General features: G+C 48.3%; 11 protein-coding genes. 6 read left to right on the top strand and 5 right to left on the bottom strand.

What is annotated here, in order from left to right:
• Window positions 1-192: 192 nt before the first annotated feature.
• Window positions 193-939 (bottom strand): pentapeptide repeat-containing protein, encoded by a 747-nt coding sequence (locus QUB11_RS26220; RefSeq protein WP_333392065.1) that lies wholly within the window; start codon window positions 937-939, stop codon window positions 193-195.
• Between the two features lie 23 nt (window positions 940-962).
• Complete coding sequence (locus QUB11_RS26215; RefSeq protein WP_333392063.1) at window positions 963-1,607, bottom strand: hypothetical protein; 645 nt, start codon at window positions 1,605-1,607, stop codon at window positions 963-965.
• 322 nt (window positions 1,608-1,929) lie between these two features.
• Between QUB11_RS26215 and QUB11_RS26210 the strand changes: the two genes are divergently transcribed.
• Window positions 1,930-2,253, top strand: coding sequence for a WGxxGxxG family protein (locus QUB11_RS26210; protein ID WP_333392061.1), 324 nt, complete (start codon window positions 1,930-1,932; stop codon window positions 2,251-2,253).
• A 397-nt stretch (window positions 2,254-2,650) separates the two neighbouring features.
• Here QUB11_RS26210 and QUB11_RS26205 read toward each other — a convergent pair whose 3' ends face one another.
• Window positions 2,651-7,600, bottom strand: coding sequence for a PAS domain-containing protein (locus QUB11_RS26205; protein ID WP_333392059.1), 4,950 nt, complete (start codon window positions 7,598-7,600; stop codon window positions 2,651-2,653).
• A 180-nt stretch (window positions 7,601-7,780) separates the two neighbouring features.
• On the opposite strand from QUB11_RS26205, the gene QUB11_RS26200 reads away from it, so the two are divergent.
• Together QUB11_RS26200 and QUB11_RS26195 are read left to right on the top strand one after the other, a co-directional pair.
• Window positions 7,781-8,641 (top strand): creatininase family protein, encoded by an 861-nt coding sequence (locus tag QUB11_RS26200; RefSeq protein ID WP_333392058.1) that lies wholly within the window; start codon window positions 7,781-7,783, stop codon window positions 8,639-8,641.
• A gap of 233 nt (window positions 8,642-8,874) precedes the next feature.
• The gene (locus tag QUB11_RS26195; RefSeq protein WP_333392056.1) at window positions 8,875-9,630 is read left to right on the top strand and encodes a DUF561 domain-containing protein; all 756 of its coding nucleotides are present in this window, start codon (window positions 8,875-8,877) and stop codon (window positions 9,628-9,630) included.
• 199 nt (window positions 9,631-9,829) lie between these two features.
• Here QUB11_RS26195 and QUB11_RS26190 read toward each other — a convergent pair whose 3' ends face one another.
• Window positions 9,830-10,507: a calcium-binding protein gene (locus tag QUB11_RS26190; protein WP_333198498.1), complete on the bottom strand. Its 678-nt coding sequence runs from the start codon at window positions 10,505-10,507 to the stop codon at window positions 9,830-9,832.
• A gap of 79 nt (window positions 10,508-10,586) precedes the next feature.
• Here QUB11_RS26190 and QUB11_RS26185 point away from each other — a divergent pair, with 79 nt between their 5' ends.
• The 3 genes from QUB11_RS26185 (at window position 10,587) to dprA (ending at window position 13,388) form a co-directional block, all read left to right on the top strand.
• Entirely contained in the window at window positions 10,587-11,234 is a 648-nt protein-coding gene (locus QUB11_RS26185) for a DUF2301 domain-containing membrane protein (RefSeq protein WP_333198496.1), read from the top strand.
• 102 nt (window positions 11,235-11,336) lie between these two features.
• Window positions 11,337-11,990 (top strand): YdcF family protein, encoded by a 654-nt coding sequence (locus tag QUB11_RS26180; protein ID WP_333198494.1) that lies wholly within the window; start codon window positions 11,337-11,339, stop codon window positions 11,988-11,990.
• Window positions 11,991-12,236: 246 nt separating this feature from the next.
• Window positions 12,237-13,388, top strand: a complete 1,152-nt coding sequence (dprA, locus tag QUB11_RS26175) for a DNA-processing protein DprA (protein WP_333198492.1) — start codon at window positions 12,237-12,239, stop codon at window positions 13,386-13,388.
• Between the two features lie 271 nt (window positions 13,389-13,659).
• Here the strand turns inward: dprA and QUB11_RS26170 are convergent.
• On the bottom strand, window positions 13,660-17,162 hold a 3,503-nt coding region (locus tag QUB11_RS26170), incomplete at its 5' end, for a Calx-beta domain-containing protein (RefSeq protein WP_333392054.1).

The raw sequence follows: 17,162 nt of genomic DNA, 5'->3' as shown, positions 1-17,162 counted from the left end.
GTCCAAAAAGGACGGGCGGGACGCCCATCCCACAATAACAATTAAAATTGTAAGTTATTTAATTCGCGATCCTTAGAGAAAACCCCAACCCGCCCCAGAAGCTCATGTTTTGGCAATCGTTGCGGTAAACGCGCAACTAGCTTTTTTTTTAACTATCGCCCTTATTTTACAGGACTAAATATTATCCAATATTTATCGAACAATGCTGCCGTCAGGCATGATTGTTTCTTTCAAAATAGCTTCGCCCAAATTCGCTCCCGCCAAGTTCGCTCCCCGGAGATTTGCCCCAGTCAAATTAGCCCCTCTCAAATCAGCTTTGCCAAGGTTTGCCCACCGTAAATCGGCAGCGCTCAACTGTGCAAAACAGAGATTTGCCCGGAAAAGATATGCTCCAGTGAAGTGAGCTTCCCCGAGGTTAGCTTTAGAGAAATTAGCTCCATAGCAATGTGCTTCAATCAACTCGACTTGAGTCAGATTAGCTTGACTGAGATTAGCACAGTTCAGGTTCGCGCCCATCGCATTAGCTCGAAACATCACCGCACCGATTAAATTTGCATCTGCGAAATCAGTTTGTTGGAGATTGGCAGCGGTGAGGTCAGCCCCAATTAAATTAGCACTGCTCAAATCAGCTCCCCTGATGTCTGCTGCTTGGAGGTTGGTTCCAGTTAAATTAGCTTTAATTAAATTAGTTTCCAGCAGTTGCGCTCCGGCAAGATTTGCTAAACTAAAATTAGATTCGGCGAGGTTTGCCGCAATTAATTTAGCCTTAAACAAATCTGTTTTAAAAAGGTTCGAGCGCCAAAGATGCGCGCCTCTGAGATTTGCTTCCGCGAGGTTAGCTTCGCTGAGATCCGGTTCTATATTTGGGTTGAGACTTCTCCATTCAATCCAAGTAACTGCACCTTTTTTTAACAGCGCTAAATGCTGTGTGTTTGCCATAATAATTACATCTCCTTTAACGGCTATTCCTTGCGACCAAAAATTGCTGGATTTTCTCTACCCGTCACGTTTTCCACCGCCGCAATTGCTGCCTGGGAACCTGCTATAATATCTCGTTCTGCGCCGCCGAGGTAAAGCCGTCCGAAACTACCGACCGCCTGAACCTCTAAGATGTTAATAGATGCGCCTTTTTCTGCTTCATTGGCCGCCAGCGCTGCATAGGCCGCCGGTTCTACTTCTAAGACGTAAAGCGTTTGTCCCGCCAGCAGCAACTGTCCGCGGCGGGTGCGGTTGATTAATTGTGTTTGGTGGGGGTCAATGTTGCGAATAATTTGACTGGAAATCACTCGCGGTTTGATACATTCTTCTCTGCGGACTCCGATGAATTCTAGAATTGCTTTGCCTGCGGCCCGCGTTTCCCCCTGCTGACCCGAGTGTACTTCCAGAAGGCCGTACAAGCGTTCGACTATCTGCACTCCTGGGCGCACGGAGGCAGATTTGAGGGCGACATCGGTAATTCGGTTAATTTCGATACCGGGGGAGATTTCTATCCACAGCGACGCATCCCCCGGCAGCGGCAAGAATCCGGCGGCGATGGTGCCGATGTATGCTGCGTGCTGTGGCTGCAAGTTGTCTAGAAATACGTAGCTGCGTAACTCTATTCCCAAAAGTTTTGATCTCCGTCGATCGAGTTCCAACACTTATCTGTGCAATATCTGAGTTTACCGTTTTTTGTCAACAACACCTTGTCTGTTGTCGAGAGTGCCGGAGTGCCTCACAACCGAGTGAGGTGTCAGACCCGCGATTTCTAGTGCCGGAGTGCCTCCGCGAGCAATCTTTAATTTTGTGCGCCTGCTAAAAATTTGATATCAATCTGTAGTTATACGTGGAACATAACCATCTTTACTGCTACAGGTGGATTTAACTTTAAAAGCCAATCGATATAGTTGTGATAGTTAAAGATTTTAGCCAACAGAGAGCATTTGAATTATGAAACGTTCTGATTTATCCAAAGCAATCGGTGCAGGTATTATAGCTGCTGGTTTAGCCATAGCACCAGCTCATCTGCCTGCTTCAGCTCAGACAGATACAACTGGCGGTACAACTGGCGGTACTAACAGCACTACAACCACCACCACTCCTCGCTCAGATGTCTACAATGCTGAAACAGATCGCGATTTTGATTGGGGATGGTTGGGCTTACTGGGCTTATCGGGCTTGTTAGGTTTAATACCCAAAAAACGTGAAGAAAATGTCCGCTATACCACTACAACAGGCGATCGCGACCCAGCAGTCCGCACTGACTACCGCTAAGAATCGAGTCTTAGGGCTGTGGGCATCACGCAGGGACAGGATGTTTTAACCTGTCCGATCAGTACCAATAATCATCAAAAAACCTCCCTCTGTGAGGTTTTTTTATTGGAGATGATGCGCGATCGAACGACCATAAAATTGGTTAGATCTGAGATGTTACACCATTGTCAATAAGTTTTTTATGAACAGGCTTTTCGGCCTGTTCCACAAAAAGTGAATTTTATTGTGCGCCATTGCTCCTAGCCCGTCAATAAAACGCTGATTGACAATGGTGCCATATCTCAGATTTAACCGGAATTGAGATTATTAAATTCTTCCTTTCTTCTTCCTTTTTTCCTTCAAGTTCTTAGCGCCTTCGCGGTTCATTAAATAAAGACTTTTCAGACACAAAAAAAGCTTAAATAATGTTTTTGCCCGATCGATCGAGTACCTCCCCAATCGCCTGCACCAACTTGTCGGGGTCTAAAGGCTTAGAAATGTGGCGCTGGAACCCCGCAGCCAAGGCCTGCTGATAGTCAATTTCTCCAGCATAAGCCGTGAGGGCGATCGCCGGAACCAGTCCCCCTTTGTCAGGCGCCAGAGCCCGAACCTGTCGCATCAACATATAACCGTTGGTATCGGGCATTCCAATATCGCTCAACAGCAAATCCGGCACAGACTGGGTTAAAACCGCCAAGGCATCGGCGGCGTTAGCAACGGCTGTAACGCTTGCCCCACAATCCTCAAGCAGAAAAACCACCAAATCTAGCGCATCGGCATCATCATCCACCGCTAACACCTTGATACCGCTCAAATTGAAGGATTGGGCCGGCGACGCAGTTCCCGCAGGACTCGTCTGAGATTGCACGGGCATCAGAGGTATCCTGACAGTCAAGGTTGCACCTTTTCCTTCGCCGGCACTGTCGGATTTCACCGTGCCGCCGTGGAGTTCGACGAGATGGCGGACGATCGCCAATCCTAAACCCAATCCGCCAAACTTGCGGGTAGAAGTGCTGTCAGCTTGCCGGAAGTAGTCGAATACATAGGGCAGAAAATCAGGTTCGATACCTTTTCCCGTATCAGTTACAGTAATTTGGGCCAAGGTGTCCACCCGATCGAGAACGACTTCAATTTTGCCGGACGGCGGGGTGAACTTGACGGCATTTGACAGCAAATTCCAGACTACCTGCTGAAGTCTGCCCGCATCGCCCAACACCGGGCCGAGATTCGGTGCAAATTGAGTGCTGATTTGAATCGACTTGACTTGGGCCGCCAGACGCATCGTTTCAATGGCGGCGCGGATCACCCCAGCTAAATCCACAGGTGCAATATTCAAGCTGACCTTGCCTTGCAGAATCCCCGACACGTCGAGCAAATCTTCGATAAGCTGGGTTTGCAGTTTGGCGTTGCGCTCGATCGTCTCTAAGGCGTAACGCTGCTTTTGGGGTGTCAGAATGTTCGATCGCAGCAGCTTCGTCCAGCCCACAATCGGGTTTAAGGGAGTCCGCAATTCGTGGGACAAAACAGCCAAAAATTCGTCTTTGACGCGGTTAGCGCGTTCTGCCTCTTCCCGCGCTGCCTTTTCCCGTGCTAGAAGGCGTTCCCGTTCCGCTTCTGCAACTTTGCGATCGGTAATGTCAGTGTTAGTGCCACACCAGCGCAGCACCTGGCCTTGCTCGTCGCGAATCGGCACGGCGCGGGAGAGAAACCAGCGGTACGATCCGTCTTTGCCGCGCAAGGGGAAAGTATCTTCCCAGAGTTCGGCTGTTTCAAGGCAGCGCCTAAATTTTTCCACAACGCGATCGAGGTGTTCCGGGTGGTGCACCTTTTGCCAGCCCCAGCCTAGCATTTCTTCTATGGTGGTGCCGGTGTAGTCAAACCAGCGCTGGTTATACCAGAAAATCGCCCCAGCAGCATCTGTCATCCAAGCCAACTGAGCGATGTTGTCAGCTAGAGCGCGGAACCGAGCCTCGCTTTCGTGCAGCTCATGCAGAGCTCGCGCGTGCAGGATCACCGTCCAGAGGCGAGCCACCACTTCTTGCATCAGCCAAACTTCATCGGGCCGCCAGTGCCGAACCACCCTTGATGTCACCAGCAAAAGAGCCACCCAGCGCCCTTCCTGAAGGCAGGGAACATCGACCAAAGCACGAATCGACACGGCACCGTAGTTATCGAATAAATGCCCTGTATGCGGGTCATTAGCGATATCTGAGATGACAAGGGTTTGACCTGCCATAGAGAGAGCTTTCAGTTCTGGCGTCTTAAAGTCTGAGATTTGATAGGTGCCGACGGTGCTGGCCAGGTCGGACTGGTGCCAGTCTTGGTGGACAATTGCCCGATCGGCTTCTACATCAATTTCGTGCCAGATGCAGCGCTCGACCTTTAAATATTCTCCCAGACTTTTCATGGCTTCCCACAACATTTCTGTGGGGTTGAAGCGCTGCCGCAAGCGGACTTCGAGATCAGAGAGAAACTGCTCGTTAAGTTGGGCTTGTTTGCGATCGTGAATATCGGTGTTTGTGCCGATCCACTCGACAATCTGGCCCCCTGCGTCGCGAATTGGCACCGCGCGGGACAAATGCCAGCGTTCCATTTGGTCTGCTGCCCGCCGCAGGCGCAGCTCAATTTGATAAACTTCTCCGCTGGTTAGACATTCTTCCCAGCGGGCCCAAGATTCTGCCAAATCCGAGGGCGGGACTAGGGATTCCCAATTGTTTCTCGCTGCTTCCTCGTAAGACATTCCCAGATATTCCAACCATTGTTGTTGATTGGTAAAGCGAATTTCCCCGGCGGAACTTACGTTCCAAATCAGGTGGGGCAGCGACTCAGCCAGGAAGCGGAAGCGGCGGTCGCTTTCTGCTAAACTTTCTTCGGCTCGTTTGCGATCGTCAATATCAATGCCGATACCAGCCCATTGCACCACCTTTCCCTTCCTGTCTTTGACGGGCACAAGTCGCGCTAGATGCCAGCGGTAATTACCATCAAACCTGCGTACCCGACACTCGAATTCGTAGGCTTCCCCTGCTTCAATCGCCTTCGTGCGCGTGCCGACAACTGCTGGCAGATCGTCAGGATGAAATAATTGCAGCACCGGCGCAGGCAGCGGCAATTCTGGCATCATGCCCGTGTAGTTTTTCCAGTGTTGGTTGCAAAACTCTAACCTGCCGTCGGCGGTGTTGATCCACATTAATTCCGGGACGCCATCGGCGAGGGTGCGGTAGAGATTTTCGCTGTGCCGCAGTGCTTCTTCTATTTGCCGGCGCTCGGTTTTGTCCTGCATAATTTTCAGGAAACCTTGCACCTCGCCTGCTGCGTCGCGCAGGGGCATCACCAGCCCGCTGCCCCAAAAGCGACTGCCGTCTTTGCGGACGTGCCAGCGCTCGTTTTCTCCTCTTCCCTGAGTCAGGGCGCTGTGCATTTCTGCTTCCGGCATTCTGGCTGCTGAGTCTTCTGGGGTGAAGATGATACGTCCGTGCTGGCCGACGATTTCAGCTTCGGTATAGCCCAGCAATCTCTCGGCCCCTGCGTTCCAACTGGTAACCTGTCCGTCGGTGTCGAGGGTGAAGATGGCGTAGTCTTTGGCGCTGTCGAGAATCAACTGCAGGTGGGTTTCACGATCGCGCAGTGCTGCTTCTGCTTGTTTGCGCTGGGTAATGTCGCTGGTGAAGCCGACTATTTTGGTCGCTTCACCTTGCTGGTTGCGGATCAAACAGCCGCGCTCCGAAACCTCGATCCAGCGCCCGTCTTCGTGCTGAACTCGGTACTCGATTTCATAGCGATCGGGAATATTCAAGATTGATTGCCCCCCGGCTTGGATGCGTGCCAAATCGACGGGATGGATGCGTTCTCTCCACCACTCTGCTGTTGCCGGTGCATCCTCTGGGCAGACACCGACGATCGAGCACAGTCCCTCGGAACGGTAAACTGAGTTTGCTACCAAATCCCACTCAAACACCATGCCGTCGATCGCTCTTGTAGCTAACTGAAAGCGGTTGTTGCTTTCTTCCAAAGCGAGTTCGGCTTTTTTGCGATCGGTAGCATCAAATAATACTCCGATAAACCGCACTGCTTCGCCTGCAGCGTCGTAGAGATAGCGCCCGAACGCTCTCAACCAGCGGATTTCTCCGTTATCGGCCCGGATGATCCGGTATTCGGGGGAGTAGAGCGATCTCGTTTGGCGAGCTGTTTTGGCTGCTTGCATGACTTGCTTTAAGTCGTCTGGATGCACGCACTTTTCCCACACATCCGCGCTTGCTTCGCCGCCCGGTGTCTGTTCGCAGCCCAAAATGCTGAAATGGGTCGCCGACCAAATTACTCGATGTGTTCGCACGTCAAAATCCCAGGTTGCCATGCCTGAGCCTTCGATGGCGACGCTCAAACGTTCTTCGCTTTGTTTTAAGGCAATTTCAGTTTGTTTGCGATCCGTGATATCTGTCAGGGAACCTACGGCCCGCAGGGGATTGCCTGACTCGTCCCAAATTGCTCGCCCTCTGGCTAAAATCCATTTGTAGCGCCCGTCAGGACAGCGAACGCGGTACTCTCCGCAGTAATGTGAGGTTTCTCGATCCAAGTGTTGCTGCCAATTGCTTTGCATTCTCTCCACATCATCGGGATGAATGTAGCTCAAAAATTGGCTGAACTCCTTGACTTCTTCGGGCCGACGTTCCAAAATCTCTAAACAGCGATCGCTCAGAATCTGGCAATTTGTTTGCAGGTTGTAATCCCAAATGCCGTCGTTGTTGCCGGCACAGGCTAGCTGCCAGCGTTCTGCGCGATCGAACAAAGCTTCTTTGGTTTGATTGGCGCGATCGATTTGTAGGGCGGCAACGGCAAAGTCTGCTAGGCAGATCGCAATCCGCAAGTCTTCGGCATCGAACTGGCGATCGGCATCGTGAGATACAATCCATATTGCCCCCAGCGTTTGATTTTCTGCTTGCATTGGCACAACTAACGCTTCGGCGATCGGCAATTCTAGCTGTTGCAAGTCGGTGAAGTATTGTTCGGGAGCGAAGTAAAGCTGGGGAGTTTGGCGATCGAGACCTGCTCCCGACAAACGCAATGTGCGGGGTGTGTTTGTGTGTTCTGCGGCTTCCCACGCTCCCGCCAATGCCTCCCACCGAAAGATTTGTTCGCAACTGCCATTTTCTTCTAGTAAGCAGACTCCGACGCTTCCTGCGTCGCACAAATCTTGAGCGATCGCCACCAGTGTTTTGAGCAGGGTGTGGGGTGAGGTTGCCAATTGTCTAGCCAGCGTTTGCAGCGCTCGGTTTTCTGCTTTTTGATCGTGCGATCGAGGGATGCGGCGCGACAGTTCATCGGCGATCGGAATGTCGGTTAAATTAGTTTGTGGGTTTTGCCAAGCTTCCATCAATTAGTCATCTCTACGTCTTTCGGTCTGAGCTGGCGAGCGTATATCAGCGCGCTATTAAAGCATCTGCTATATTATATTATCTACCGACAGACAGAAGATGTGATCTATCTTGGGAATTACTTTTTAATTTTCAGGCTAGTTAATTGCCTTGGTTGTCTATGCTCTTGTCGCTACAATATGCACAATTTTATTCCCGCATCGCGCTTTTTTCCATATCTGACTTGGACAGAAATTCAGTCTATGCTGGATAAGGAAAATACTGTGATAATTCTGCCGCTAGGTGCGATCGAACAGCACGGCCCCCATTTGCCTTTAATTGTAGATGCGGCAATTAGCACAGCAGTGACAGGCAAAGCCCTGGCAAAGTTAGACGCAAATATTCCCGCCTATGCTTTGCCACCTTTGTACTATGGCAAGTCGAACGAACACTGCCATTTTCCCGGTACAATTATGCTCAGTGTTCAGACAGTTTTAGCAGTAATAACTGAAATTGCCGACAGTATTTATCGGGCAGGATTTCGGAAATTAGTGTTAATGAATGGTCACGGCGGACAGCCGCAGGTAGTGGAAATTGCGGCGCGGGATATTCATCAAAAATATCAGGATTTTTCGGTTTTTCCGCTGTTTGTTTGGCGGGTTCCGAATGTGGCTGCTGAATTATTAACTGCGAAGGAGTTGGAGTTTGGAATTCACGCGGGTGATGCAGAAACGAGTTTGATGTTGTCAATTTTACCATCGCAGGTGAAAATGGAATTCGCAGTTTGCGAGTACCCGCAGGGTTTACCAACAGACAGTTTGCTGAGTATGGAAGGGAATTTGCCTTTTGCTTGGCTGACGCGAGAGTTGACTGAAAGCGGTGTGTTGGGCGATGCGACGGCAGCGACGAAAGAAAAGGGAGCTCGTATTCTCGAATCTCTCTCTGACGGCTGGGCACAAGTTATCAAAGATGTTTACAAATTTCGCCAGCCGGGAAGTTCGGCAACGGATTCTGTAACGGATGTCACGGATGTCACGGATGTCAGTCCGATGGAAGAATGAAGAGGGAAGAATATCGATGTGGAAATGCAGTCACAACAATAGTTGCAGGAATTAAGAACGTTCTAACTGTCTGGGCGGTTGCTATAAAAATAAAAAATACAGTCCTGGAGGCATAATCGACTTATGTAGGGTGCTGAGGTTGCACCTTACCGCTATTAAGAATTAAAAATTAAAATTTGTTCTAATTCGTGTCAAAATGAGTCTAAGAAATTTTTTGAGTTGGAAAACTAACGATGAGTGTAAATTCTAAATTGCAGCGCGCTTTTGAGCAAGGTCGCGCCCTGAAAATTATCAGCGGTTTAAATAATTTTGATGCCGCCAACGTTGCGGCTGTCGTCAAAGCAGCGGATCTCGGCGGTGCTTCCTTTGTCGATATTGCTGCCGATCGAGATTTGGTGTTGATGGCAAAACAATTGACAAAATTGCCAATTTGTGTATCGGCTGTGGAACCGGAAAAGTTTGTGCCTGCGGTAGAAGCTGGCGCTGATTTGATTGAAATTGGCAACTTTGATGCTTTCTACGCAGTAGGCCGCCGCTTTGAAGCTGAGGAAGTTTTGCAGTTGACTCGCGAAACTCGATCGCTATTTCCGAACATCACTCTTTCTGTGACAGTTCCCCACATTTTGGCACTCGACAAACAAGTGCAATTAGCAATTGAATTAGTCAAAGCTGGCGCTAACATCATCCAAACCGAAGGTGGTACTAGCGCTCAACCAATTCACGCAGGCACCTTGGGATTAATTGAAAAAGCAGCGCCTACTTTGGCCGCAGCCTTTGAAATTTCCCGCGCCGTATCGGTCCCCGTACTCTGCGCTTCCGGTATCTCCAGCGTCACTGCACCCCTCGCTATTGGAGCCGGCGCTGCTGGTGTTGGTGTCGGTTCTGCTGTTAGCCAACTTAATAGCGAAGTGGCGATGATTGCGGCTGTTCGCAGTTTGGTTGAAGCTTTGGCTTTGGTTTCGCGATCGCACTTGCCAGCTTCCATTTAATTAAGAAGGAAGTTCGGCAACGGATTATGTAACGGATGTAACGGATGTAACGGATGTAACGGATGTAACGGATGTCAGTCCGATGGAAGAAGGAAGAAGGAAGAAGGAATATTTTTCCCCTTCTTCTACTCTCCCCTTCTCCCACTCTTCCACTCTTCCCCTCTTCCTCTCCCCCACTTTTCCACTGTTCCACTCTTCCTTAATAATTGATACACCACACGGCATAATCATCTAATAACTGATTGTTTGGGGAACTTGCATCAACTGATTCTAACTCGAATAAAGGCAACATAAACTTTTGGCGATCGCTGACGCGCTGCACTTCCACAAATATGCCTTCTTCCTGAATCACAAAATCATCTAACCGATTAATTGTGAATCTATCAGTATAAGAAGCTTGAGTTTTTTTGAGTCTTGCATATTCTTTTTTGCTGCCATAACCCATTGTATATTCTTCCTCCCATTCAAACTCTTCTATGCCGGTAACGTGGCAGGGAAGTTGAATATTTTGCTTGATGTACTCTAGATATTTGACTGAATTTTTCAGAGTAGAATCAATATTTTTAGAAGCTAAAATTTTGCTGATTTTAGTTTCAAATTGCTTGGTATTAAAGGGGATATTTTTGTCTAGATGCGCTAACATTTCTGGATCGAACCCCGATCTCAATTCGGATAATTCCTCCAGGAGGTGCTGGAAGTCGTTTAGCGGTTTCGGTCTTCTGCCTGCTACAATGGTTTCATCAAGCTGAACTGGAGGAAGTTGGGATTGTGAAGGAAGGGATTGGCTTTGATCGGGGCGATCGTCCACTTTAGACTTGTTAACTTTAGACTTGTTAACTTTAGGCTGGTTAAGTTTAGGCTTGTTAAATTTAGGCATCGCTCGGTCTCGCTGGATCGGTTTATCAATAAAGTATATCTTGGCAGAAGTACATTGTGTCTGATAGGAGGAAGCTGTAATGCAACTACTGAAATCACCTGATGAATCGCCAGTCTATCAAGGACAATTCGGCGAATTTACGATTACTCAAAACGATCGCACGGGAGTGGTGATTTACCGCGCCGGATTGGGGGTGGCGGCGCTGTGTTTTGCGATCGGCACTACTCTGGTGTTGCAACAGGGCGACAACCCGATCGCAATCCAAGCTTTAACGCCTGTTTTTGCTTGTTTCTGGATAGCTTTAGGCGTCAGCTTGGCAACTATTCACATTTACATGATTGCGCTACACCGAACACTACAGGTGTTTTGGGCGATCGGTGGCGCGGCAGCACTGTTTGTCGCCCTACAAAGCAGCCAACCTCTAGCTTTAGCAGTGTACGAACATCCCGCCACGTTGTGGGGAATTGGTTTTACTTTTGCCGCCTTAAATGGTATTTATTTTAAAGAAGCTTTCTGCTTCAACCGCCTAGAAACCAAGTTTTTGACTCCGGGAGTTCCTCTCTTAATTTTAGGACATATTTTCGGATTTTTGTCAGCGGAAAATGAACAGTTTTTGCTGGCTATTTTGGCCGCTTTGTTTATCATCTTTGCTGTGCGTAAGTTTTTTCAACCGATGCCGCAGGATATCGGGGATAAAAGCGTTTTTGAGTATCTGAAACACCAATAATTTGGGAATGGGGCATGGGGCATAGGGAATTGGACACTTTTAGTGATCCCTTTCCCTTTCATCCGTTACATAATCCGTTGCCGAACTTCCTATTGCTCTAAAATGAGAATTCGTTTAATCCGTCGTCGAGAAATCTGGGCAATTACTAGGGAAGGTTGGGTAATTGCAAGCGCGGGGTTGATAATTTTAATGCTCTTAATTATTACAAATATCCATCCGTTTTTGGCGGTAAATGCGCCGATTAAAGCAGATATATTGGTTGTCGAAGGCTGGTTGCCCGATTATGCGATCGAAAGTGCGATCGCCGAATTCAAAAAAGGCGAATACCGCCAATTAATTACCACAGGAGTTCCTTTAAGTAAAGGCTTCTACCTCGCTGAATATAAAAATTATGCCGCACTAACTGCCGCGACTTGTATTGCGCTAGGATTTGATAAAAACAAAGTAGTAGCAGTACCAGCAGCGAGTGTTGTCAAACACCGCACTGCTGCTTCGGCGATCGCACTTCGGGATTGGTTTTCTACTTCAGGTTTAAAAGTTAACTCAATTAATCTTTATTCCTTTGGCCCTCACGCCCGCCGAAGTTGGATTGTTTTCAAAGAAGTGCTGAATCCTGACATTAAAGTCGGGATTATAGCGGCGGAACCGCAAGATTACAACTCACAAGAATGGTGGAAATCGAGCGAAGGTTTTCGGACTGTGATCGGAGAAATTATTGCTTATATTTACGCCCGTTTCGTAGATTGGAAAACCTAGCCAGTAATTGTCAACCTTTCTCTTAATTCCCTTCGCGGTTCGTAAAAAAATATTTATATAACAGTTTGAAATCCGTGTAAATACAGGACACGGCAGTGCCATTTCTGTACCAGGCTATCTGTGAAAATACAGTCCACGGCAGTGCCGTTTCCCTAACCAAGAAATAGAGGACACGGCAGTGCCGTTTCCCTACTATATTTAACCGAAGATGATAAAATTATTCTCAGATAAGTTGAGGGTAACTCGTTGCTAGAAGAACGCGCTTACTGGTTGGCATGGTCGCAAATTAACGGTATCGGGCCGATTTTGTTGCAAAGATTGCACCAAAATTTCAAGAGTTTGGCAGAAGCTTGGACGGCACAATCAGTAGATTTAATGCGAATCCAAGGGTTCAGCAAGCAGATAATTGAAACTATTTTGCAAGAACGAACTCAACTTAATCCTGAAGAATTTATCGAAAAACATCTTATAAAAAACCCCTGTTTTTGGACGCCCGCCGATCCAGATTATCCCCGCTTATTATTGGAAATTCCCAATCCGCCACCAGTGTTGTATTATCGCGGTTTAGTTGATGTAAAAGAGAATCAAGGAATTACGCCGACGGTGGCAATAGTTGGTACTCGCAGCCCTTCGGAATACGGCAGAAGGTGGACTCGCAAATTTAGTACGGCTTTGGCTAGAAGCGGTTTTACTGTGGTTTCGGGATTGGCTGCGGGCATTGATACAGAGGCTCATACAGGCTGTTTGGAGGCGGGAGGAAGGACTTTTGCAGTGGTGGGGACGGGAGTAGATATTGTATATCCTAAACAAAATGAGAGGTTGTGCGATCGCATTTTGCAGCATGGATTGGTAATTAGCGAATATCCGGTCGGAACTCAACCGAATAGAACTAATTTTCCCCGCCGAAATCGCATAATTGCTGGCTTAAGTCGCGCTACAATCGTGATAGAAGCTCCGCACAAATCGGGCGCTTTAATTACTGCTTATCAAGCAAATGATTTTTGCCGAGATGTGTATGTTTTGACGGCAAGATTGGATGATGAGCGTTCTTTTGGTTGTTTGGAGTTGCTGAGTAAAGGTGCTCATCCGATTCTGCCCAATAGCGATCGACTGTTAAGCGAAGACAGGTTATTGGAAATGCTCGGAGCTATGCCAAAATTGGATAGAGCCGAGCAGTTGTCGCTATTTCCCCCAAATCCGACGGTTGAGAAGCAAGGGCCGCCGTTGGAGCCGGAATTGGCTAAGGTGTTAAGTGCGATCGAATCTGGGCCGATTTCTTTTGATGTAATTGTGGAAGCAGCGGGATTAGAAGCGGGAACGGTTTCTAGTATACTTTTGCAGTTGGAATTGTTGGGATTAGTTTCGCAGTTACCGGGAATGCGATATCAGCGATGCTGATGTGTAAGTAATAGGGTTTAGGCTATTGGTGTCAACTTAAGTCTAAAACCCTCTTTATCTCTCGTTTACCGCCGAGGCCAGATCCCCCTAAATCCCCCTTAAGAAGGGGGACTTTGAGAAGATTCTTGTCCCACCCCCTACTCCCCTTTTTAAGGGGGGTTAGGGGGGATCTAGGCCTTGATAGTCAGCGGTTGAAACCGCATATATACAAACGAAGTCCGTCTCTAAGAGACTGAAGAATAATAAGGACTAAAGTCCTCATTACGAACCTTTAAAGCAACCCGAAATTAACGGCACTGATACTGCTAGCAGAAACACCACTGAGAGAAGCTAAAATCTCCCCTGTTTGTGCCAACCGGATTAAAGTCGAACCGCTATCTTGAGCAATTGCCAATTGCGAGAAACTCAACCCGTTACCCAATACTAACAAGTCTTTACCGACTTCAAAATCAGTAATCGTATCAGTACCGGAATTGGTAGAGAGTAGGAACTTATCTACTCCCATTCCTCCTACCAAAGTATCAAGTCCCAAACCGCCATTGAGTAAATCATCGCCCTTACCTCCGTAAAGAATATCATTACCATCATCGCCATTCAAAATGTCAGCACCACGGTTGCCAAATAAGACATCATCACCGCTACTTCCCAGGATTGTATCGCTACCTTTGCCACCGAAAACCGAGTCATTTCCAATGCCGCCATCGAGGGAATCATTGCCCCTCATCCCCATCAACACATTATTCCCGCTGTCGCCCGTCAGGATATCGTCGCCATTTGTACCGAGAATTGCATCCGGGGAATTGCTGCCCAAATCAGCATCGCCGCTGACAACAGGAGTGGCAATCCCAACAGGCAATACTACAGCTTCAATTCTGCTATCTAAAGCAGTACCAGTATTGTCAGCAACTAGCTGGGAAATAGGTTTATTTCCGGTACCAACTTCTTTGAAGTCTTGAGTGGTTGGGCCCAAGGCTACTTGTTGGAGGCGGGCAAGTGATTCAGGAATTGATGTTCCTGTTGGGTTGGAGACAGCCGCATCAATGCGTTGATTTGCTGTTGCCATTACTGTCGCGGATTGCGATGTAATTTGGCTGACTTGTTGAGAGTTGAAACTGGGGTCTATTTGCTGGATTTTAGTGGCTGCTTGCTGAATGATTGGTTCTAAGGCTGCGGCATTGCTGAGGTTTAAGACTGTACCGGATTGAATTTGATTGGTAATTGAACTGACAACAGCCTTGACAATATCGTGACTAGCTGCACTGGATGCACCGTCAATCAAAGCGGCAGTTTGAGTGATGAAGTTTTGGACTTTCACCATTTCTGCTAAGACTTGGACGCCGCCCGGTATGTTGTTGTTGGTAGCTGCTATTGGATCTAAGCTAGTTAGGTCAATGTCAGCGGGGAGAGAAAGGGCGGCTTTGACTAAAGATTGTGCTTCTTCTTGTGCAATTCCTTGGTCGGTTAAGTCGGCGACTAAGGTGGTTAGGAGGGTGACTACACTCGCATCTGGTGGTGCGGTGACTGGTGTTTCTAGGGGTAAGCCGGTGGCGGTGTCAATGCCTCCTATGGCTACTAGATTGCCTTCTGATGGGTCGATTTCTCCGTTGTTGTTGGTGTCGAAAATGTCGAAGGGGATGTTGAGATTAAACTCACCGCTGCTGTTAGTTGTGGTGGATGGTTCGTTGGCATCGAGGATGCCGTTTTTGTTGGCGTCTAGGAAGAGAGTAGCACCGGAGATATAACCGTCAATTACGAGACCACGAATGCTATCGCGGAACAGGTTGAAATTGTCGCTGGCAGTGGCACCGGCATTGTCCGTTGCTGTCACCGTAATTGGCAACGAGAATGATGGGGGGACATTGGGCGCATCGAAATCCACGCTAAAGGTCAGCGTATTCGGGTCGAACTTAAGCCAATCGGGTGGAATGATGGTGCCGGTATTGGGGTCGAGGGTCAGCCAGAGGGGGAGGAAGTTCGGATTTAGATTGATGGAGTAGGAGTAAGTGAGGCTGTCACCTGGATCGGGATCAATAAACGTATTTGGAGCAAGAGTCAAACTGAAACTGAAGTCGCTGCGGGGATTGGCATCACGTTGATTGCTGATGGGATTATTCAACTTCGGCGAATTGTTGTTGAGTATAGATTCAGCATCGATAATTTTCAGACTGGCAGTGTTTTGGGTGCCAATAATGGAATTATCCCGATTGGTGATCCGAAACGCAATTTCTTCTGTTCCCTCAAACTGACCATCGGGAAAAACGTCAATTGTGAAAGTTTTGGTATTTTCGCCTGGGTTAAATGTGAGTTCAGGAAAGAAATTGGGGGGAAAGTTCCAATCTGTTCTGAAAGTCGCTGAACCAGTAGGAGGTTCTAGGTACACCCTGGAAAAGTTGTTTAGATTCCCAGTGCGAGTGAGGGTAATTTGTTTCTGAACGATTCCTGTGCGACTTTCATTGACTTGGTAAGTAGCTTCGGAAAAATTAATTGTAGGAGGCCCCTCAGCATCGAAAATTTGCAAGGTAGCAGTGTTTTGGGTGCCAATAATGGAATTATCCCGATTGGTGATCCGAAACGCAATTTCTTCTGTTCCCTCAAATTGACCATCCGGAAAAATGTCAATTGTGAAAGTTTTGGTATTTTCGCCTGGGTTAAAGGTGAGTTCAGGAGAGAAATTGGGGGCAACGTTCCAATCTGTTCCGTAAGTCGCTGAACCAGTAGGAGGTTCTAGGTACACCCTGGAAAAGTTGTTTAGATTCCCAGTGCGAGTGAGGGTAATTTGTTTCTGAACGATTCCTGTGGGACTTTCATTGACTTGGTAAGTAGCTGGGGAGAAATTAATTGTAGGAGGCCCCTCAGCATCCAAAATTTGCAAAGTAGCAGTGTTTTGGGTGCCGATATTGACATTAACCCCCCCATTGGCGATCCGAAACGCAATTTCTTCTGTTCCCTCAAATTGACCATCCCGTAAGATGTCAATTGTGAAAGTTTTGCTATTTTCGCCTGGGTTAAATGTGAGTTCAGGAGAGAAATTGGGGGGAACGTTCCAATCTATTCCCAAAGTCGCTGAACCAGTAGGAGGTTCTAGCCACACCGTGGAAAAGTTGCTTAGATCCCCAGTGCGAGTGAGGGTAATTTGTTTCTGAACGGTTCCTGTGCGACTTTCATTGACTTGGTAAGTAGCTGGGGAAAAAATTACCGTGGGAATACCAAGAATCTGATCGTTGTTAGGACCACCAAGAGGCAGATCGTTAGATGGCGGTATGGTGTTACCCCTGTTAACAACAGTCGCATCCGGTGCATTGAGGCCGTTGTAGTTACTATCCGCACTCACAGCAGGGGCAGTGACAATCTGATAAGTCTTATCGAAGTCAAATACTCGATCGTCCACACCCGTTATCGTAATAGTCTGCCACTGATTCCAATTAGCAGAATTGAAGGTAATCGAGTCCGTTGAAATTACTCCCTCTGCCTCATTGCTGCTACGCAAATCAATTCTCACATCAGCATTAGGTTGGCTGTTGAGTCTGATGGTGAATTGGTCTGTGCCACCTGCTTCTGTAGTTACTAATCCCGATGCCGGACTAATAACAATGCCAGGACTTCCAACTATCGGCGTCGGCGTCGGCGGTGTCGGCGGTGTCGGCGTCGGCGGTGTCGGCGTCGGCGGTGTCGGCGGTGTCGGCGGTGTCGGTGTCGGCGGTGTCGGCGGTGTCGGCGGTGTCGGCGGTGTCGGCGGTGTCGGCGGTGTCGGCGGTGTCGGCGGTGTCGGCGGTG

Source organism: Microcoleus sp. B6-A1, assembly GCF_036705085.1.
Taxonomy (GTDB): Bacteria; Cyanobacteriota; Cyanobacteriia; order Cyanobacteriales; family Microcoleaceae; genus Microcoleus.
Note: the sequence above shows the minus strand (reverse complement) of the source record. Positions and strands in the feature narration are given on the sequence as shown.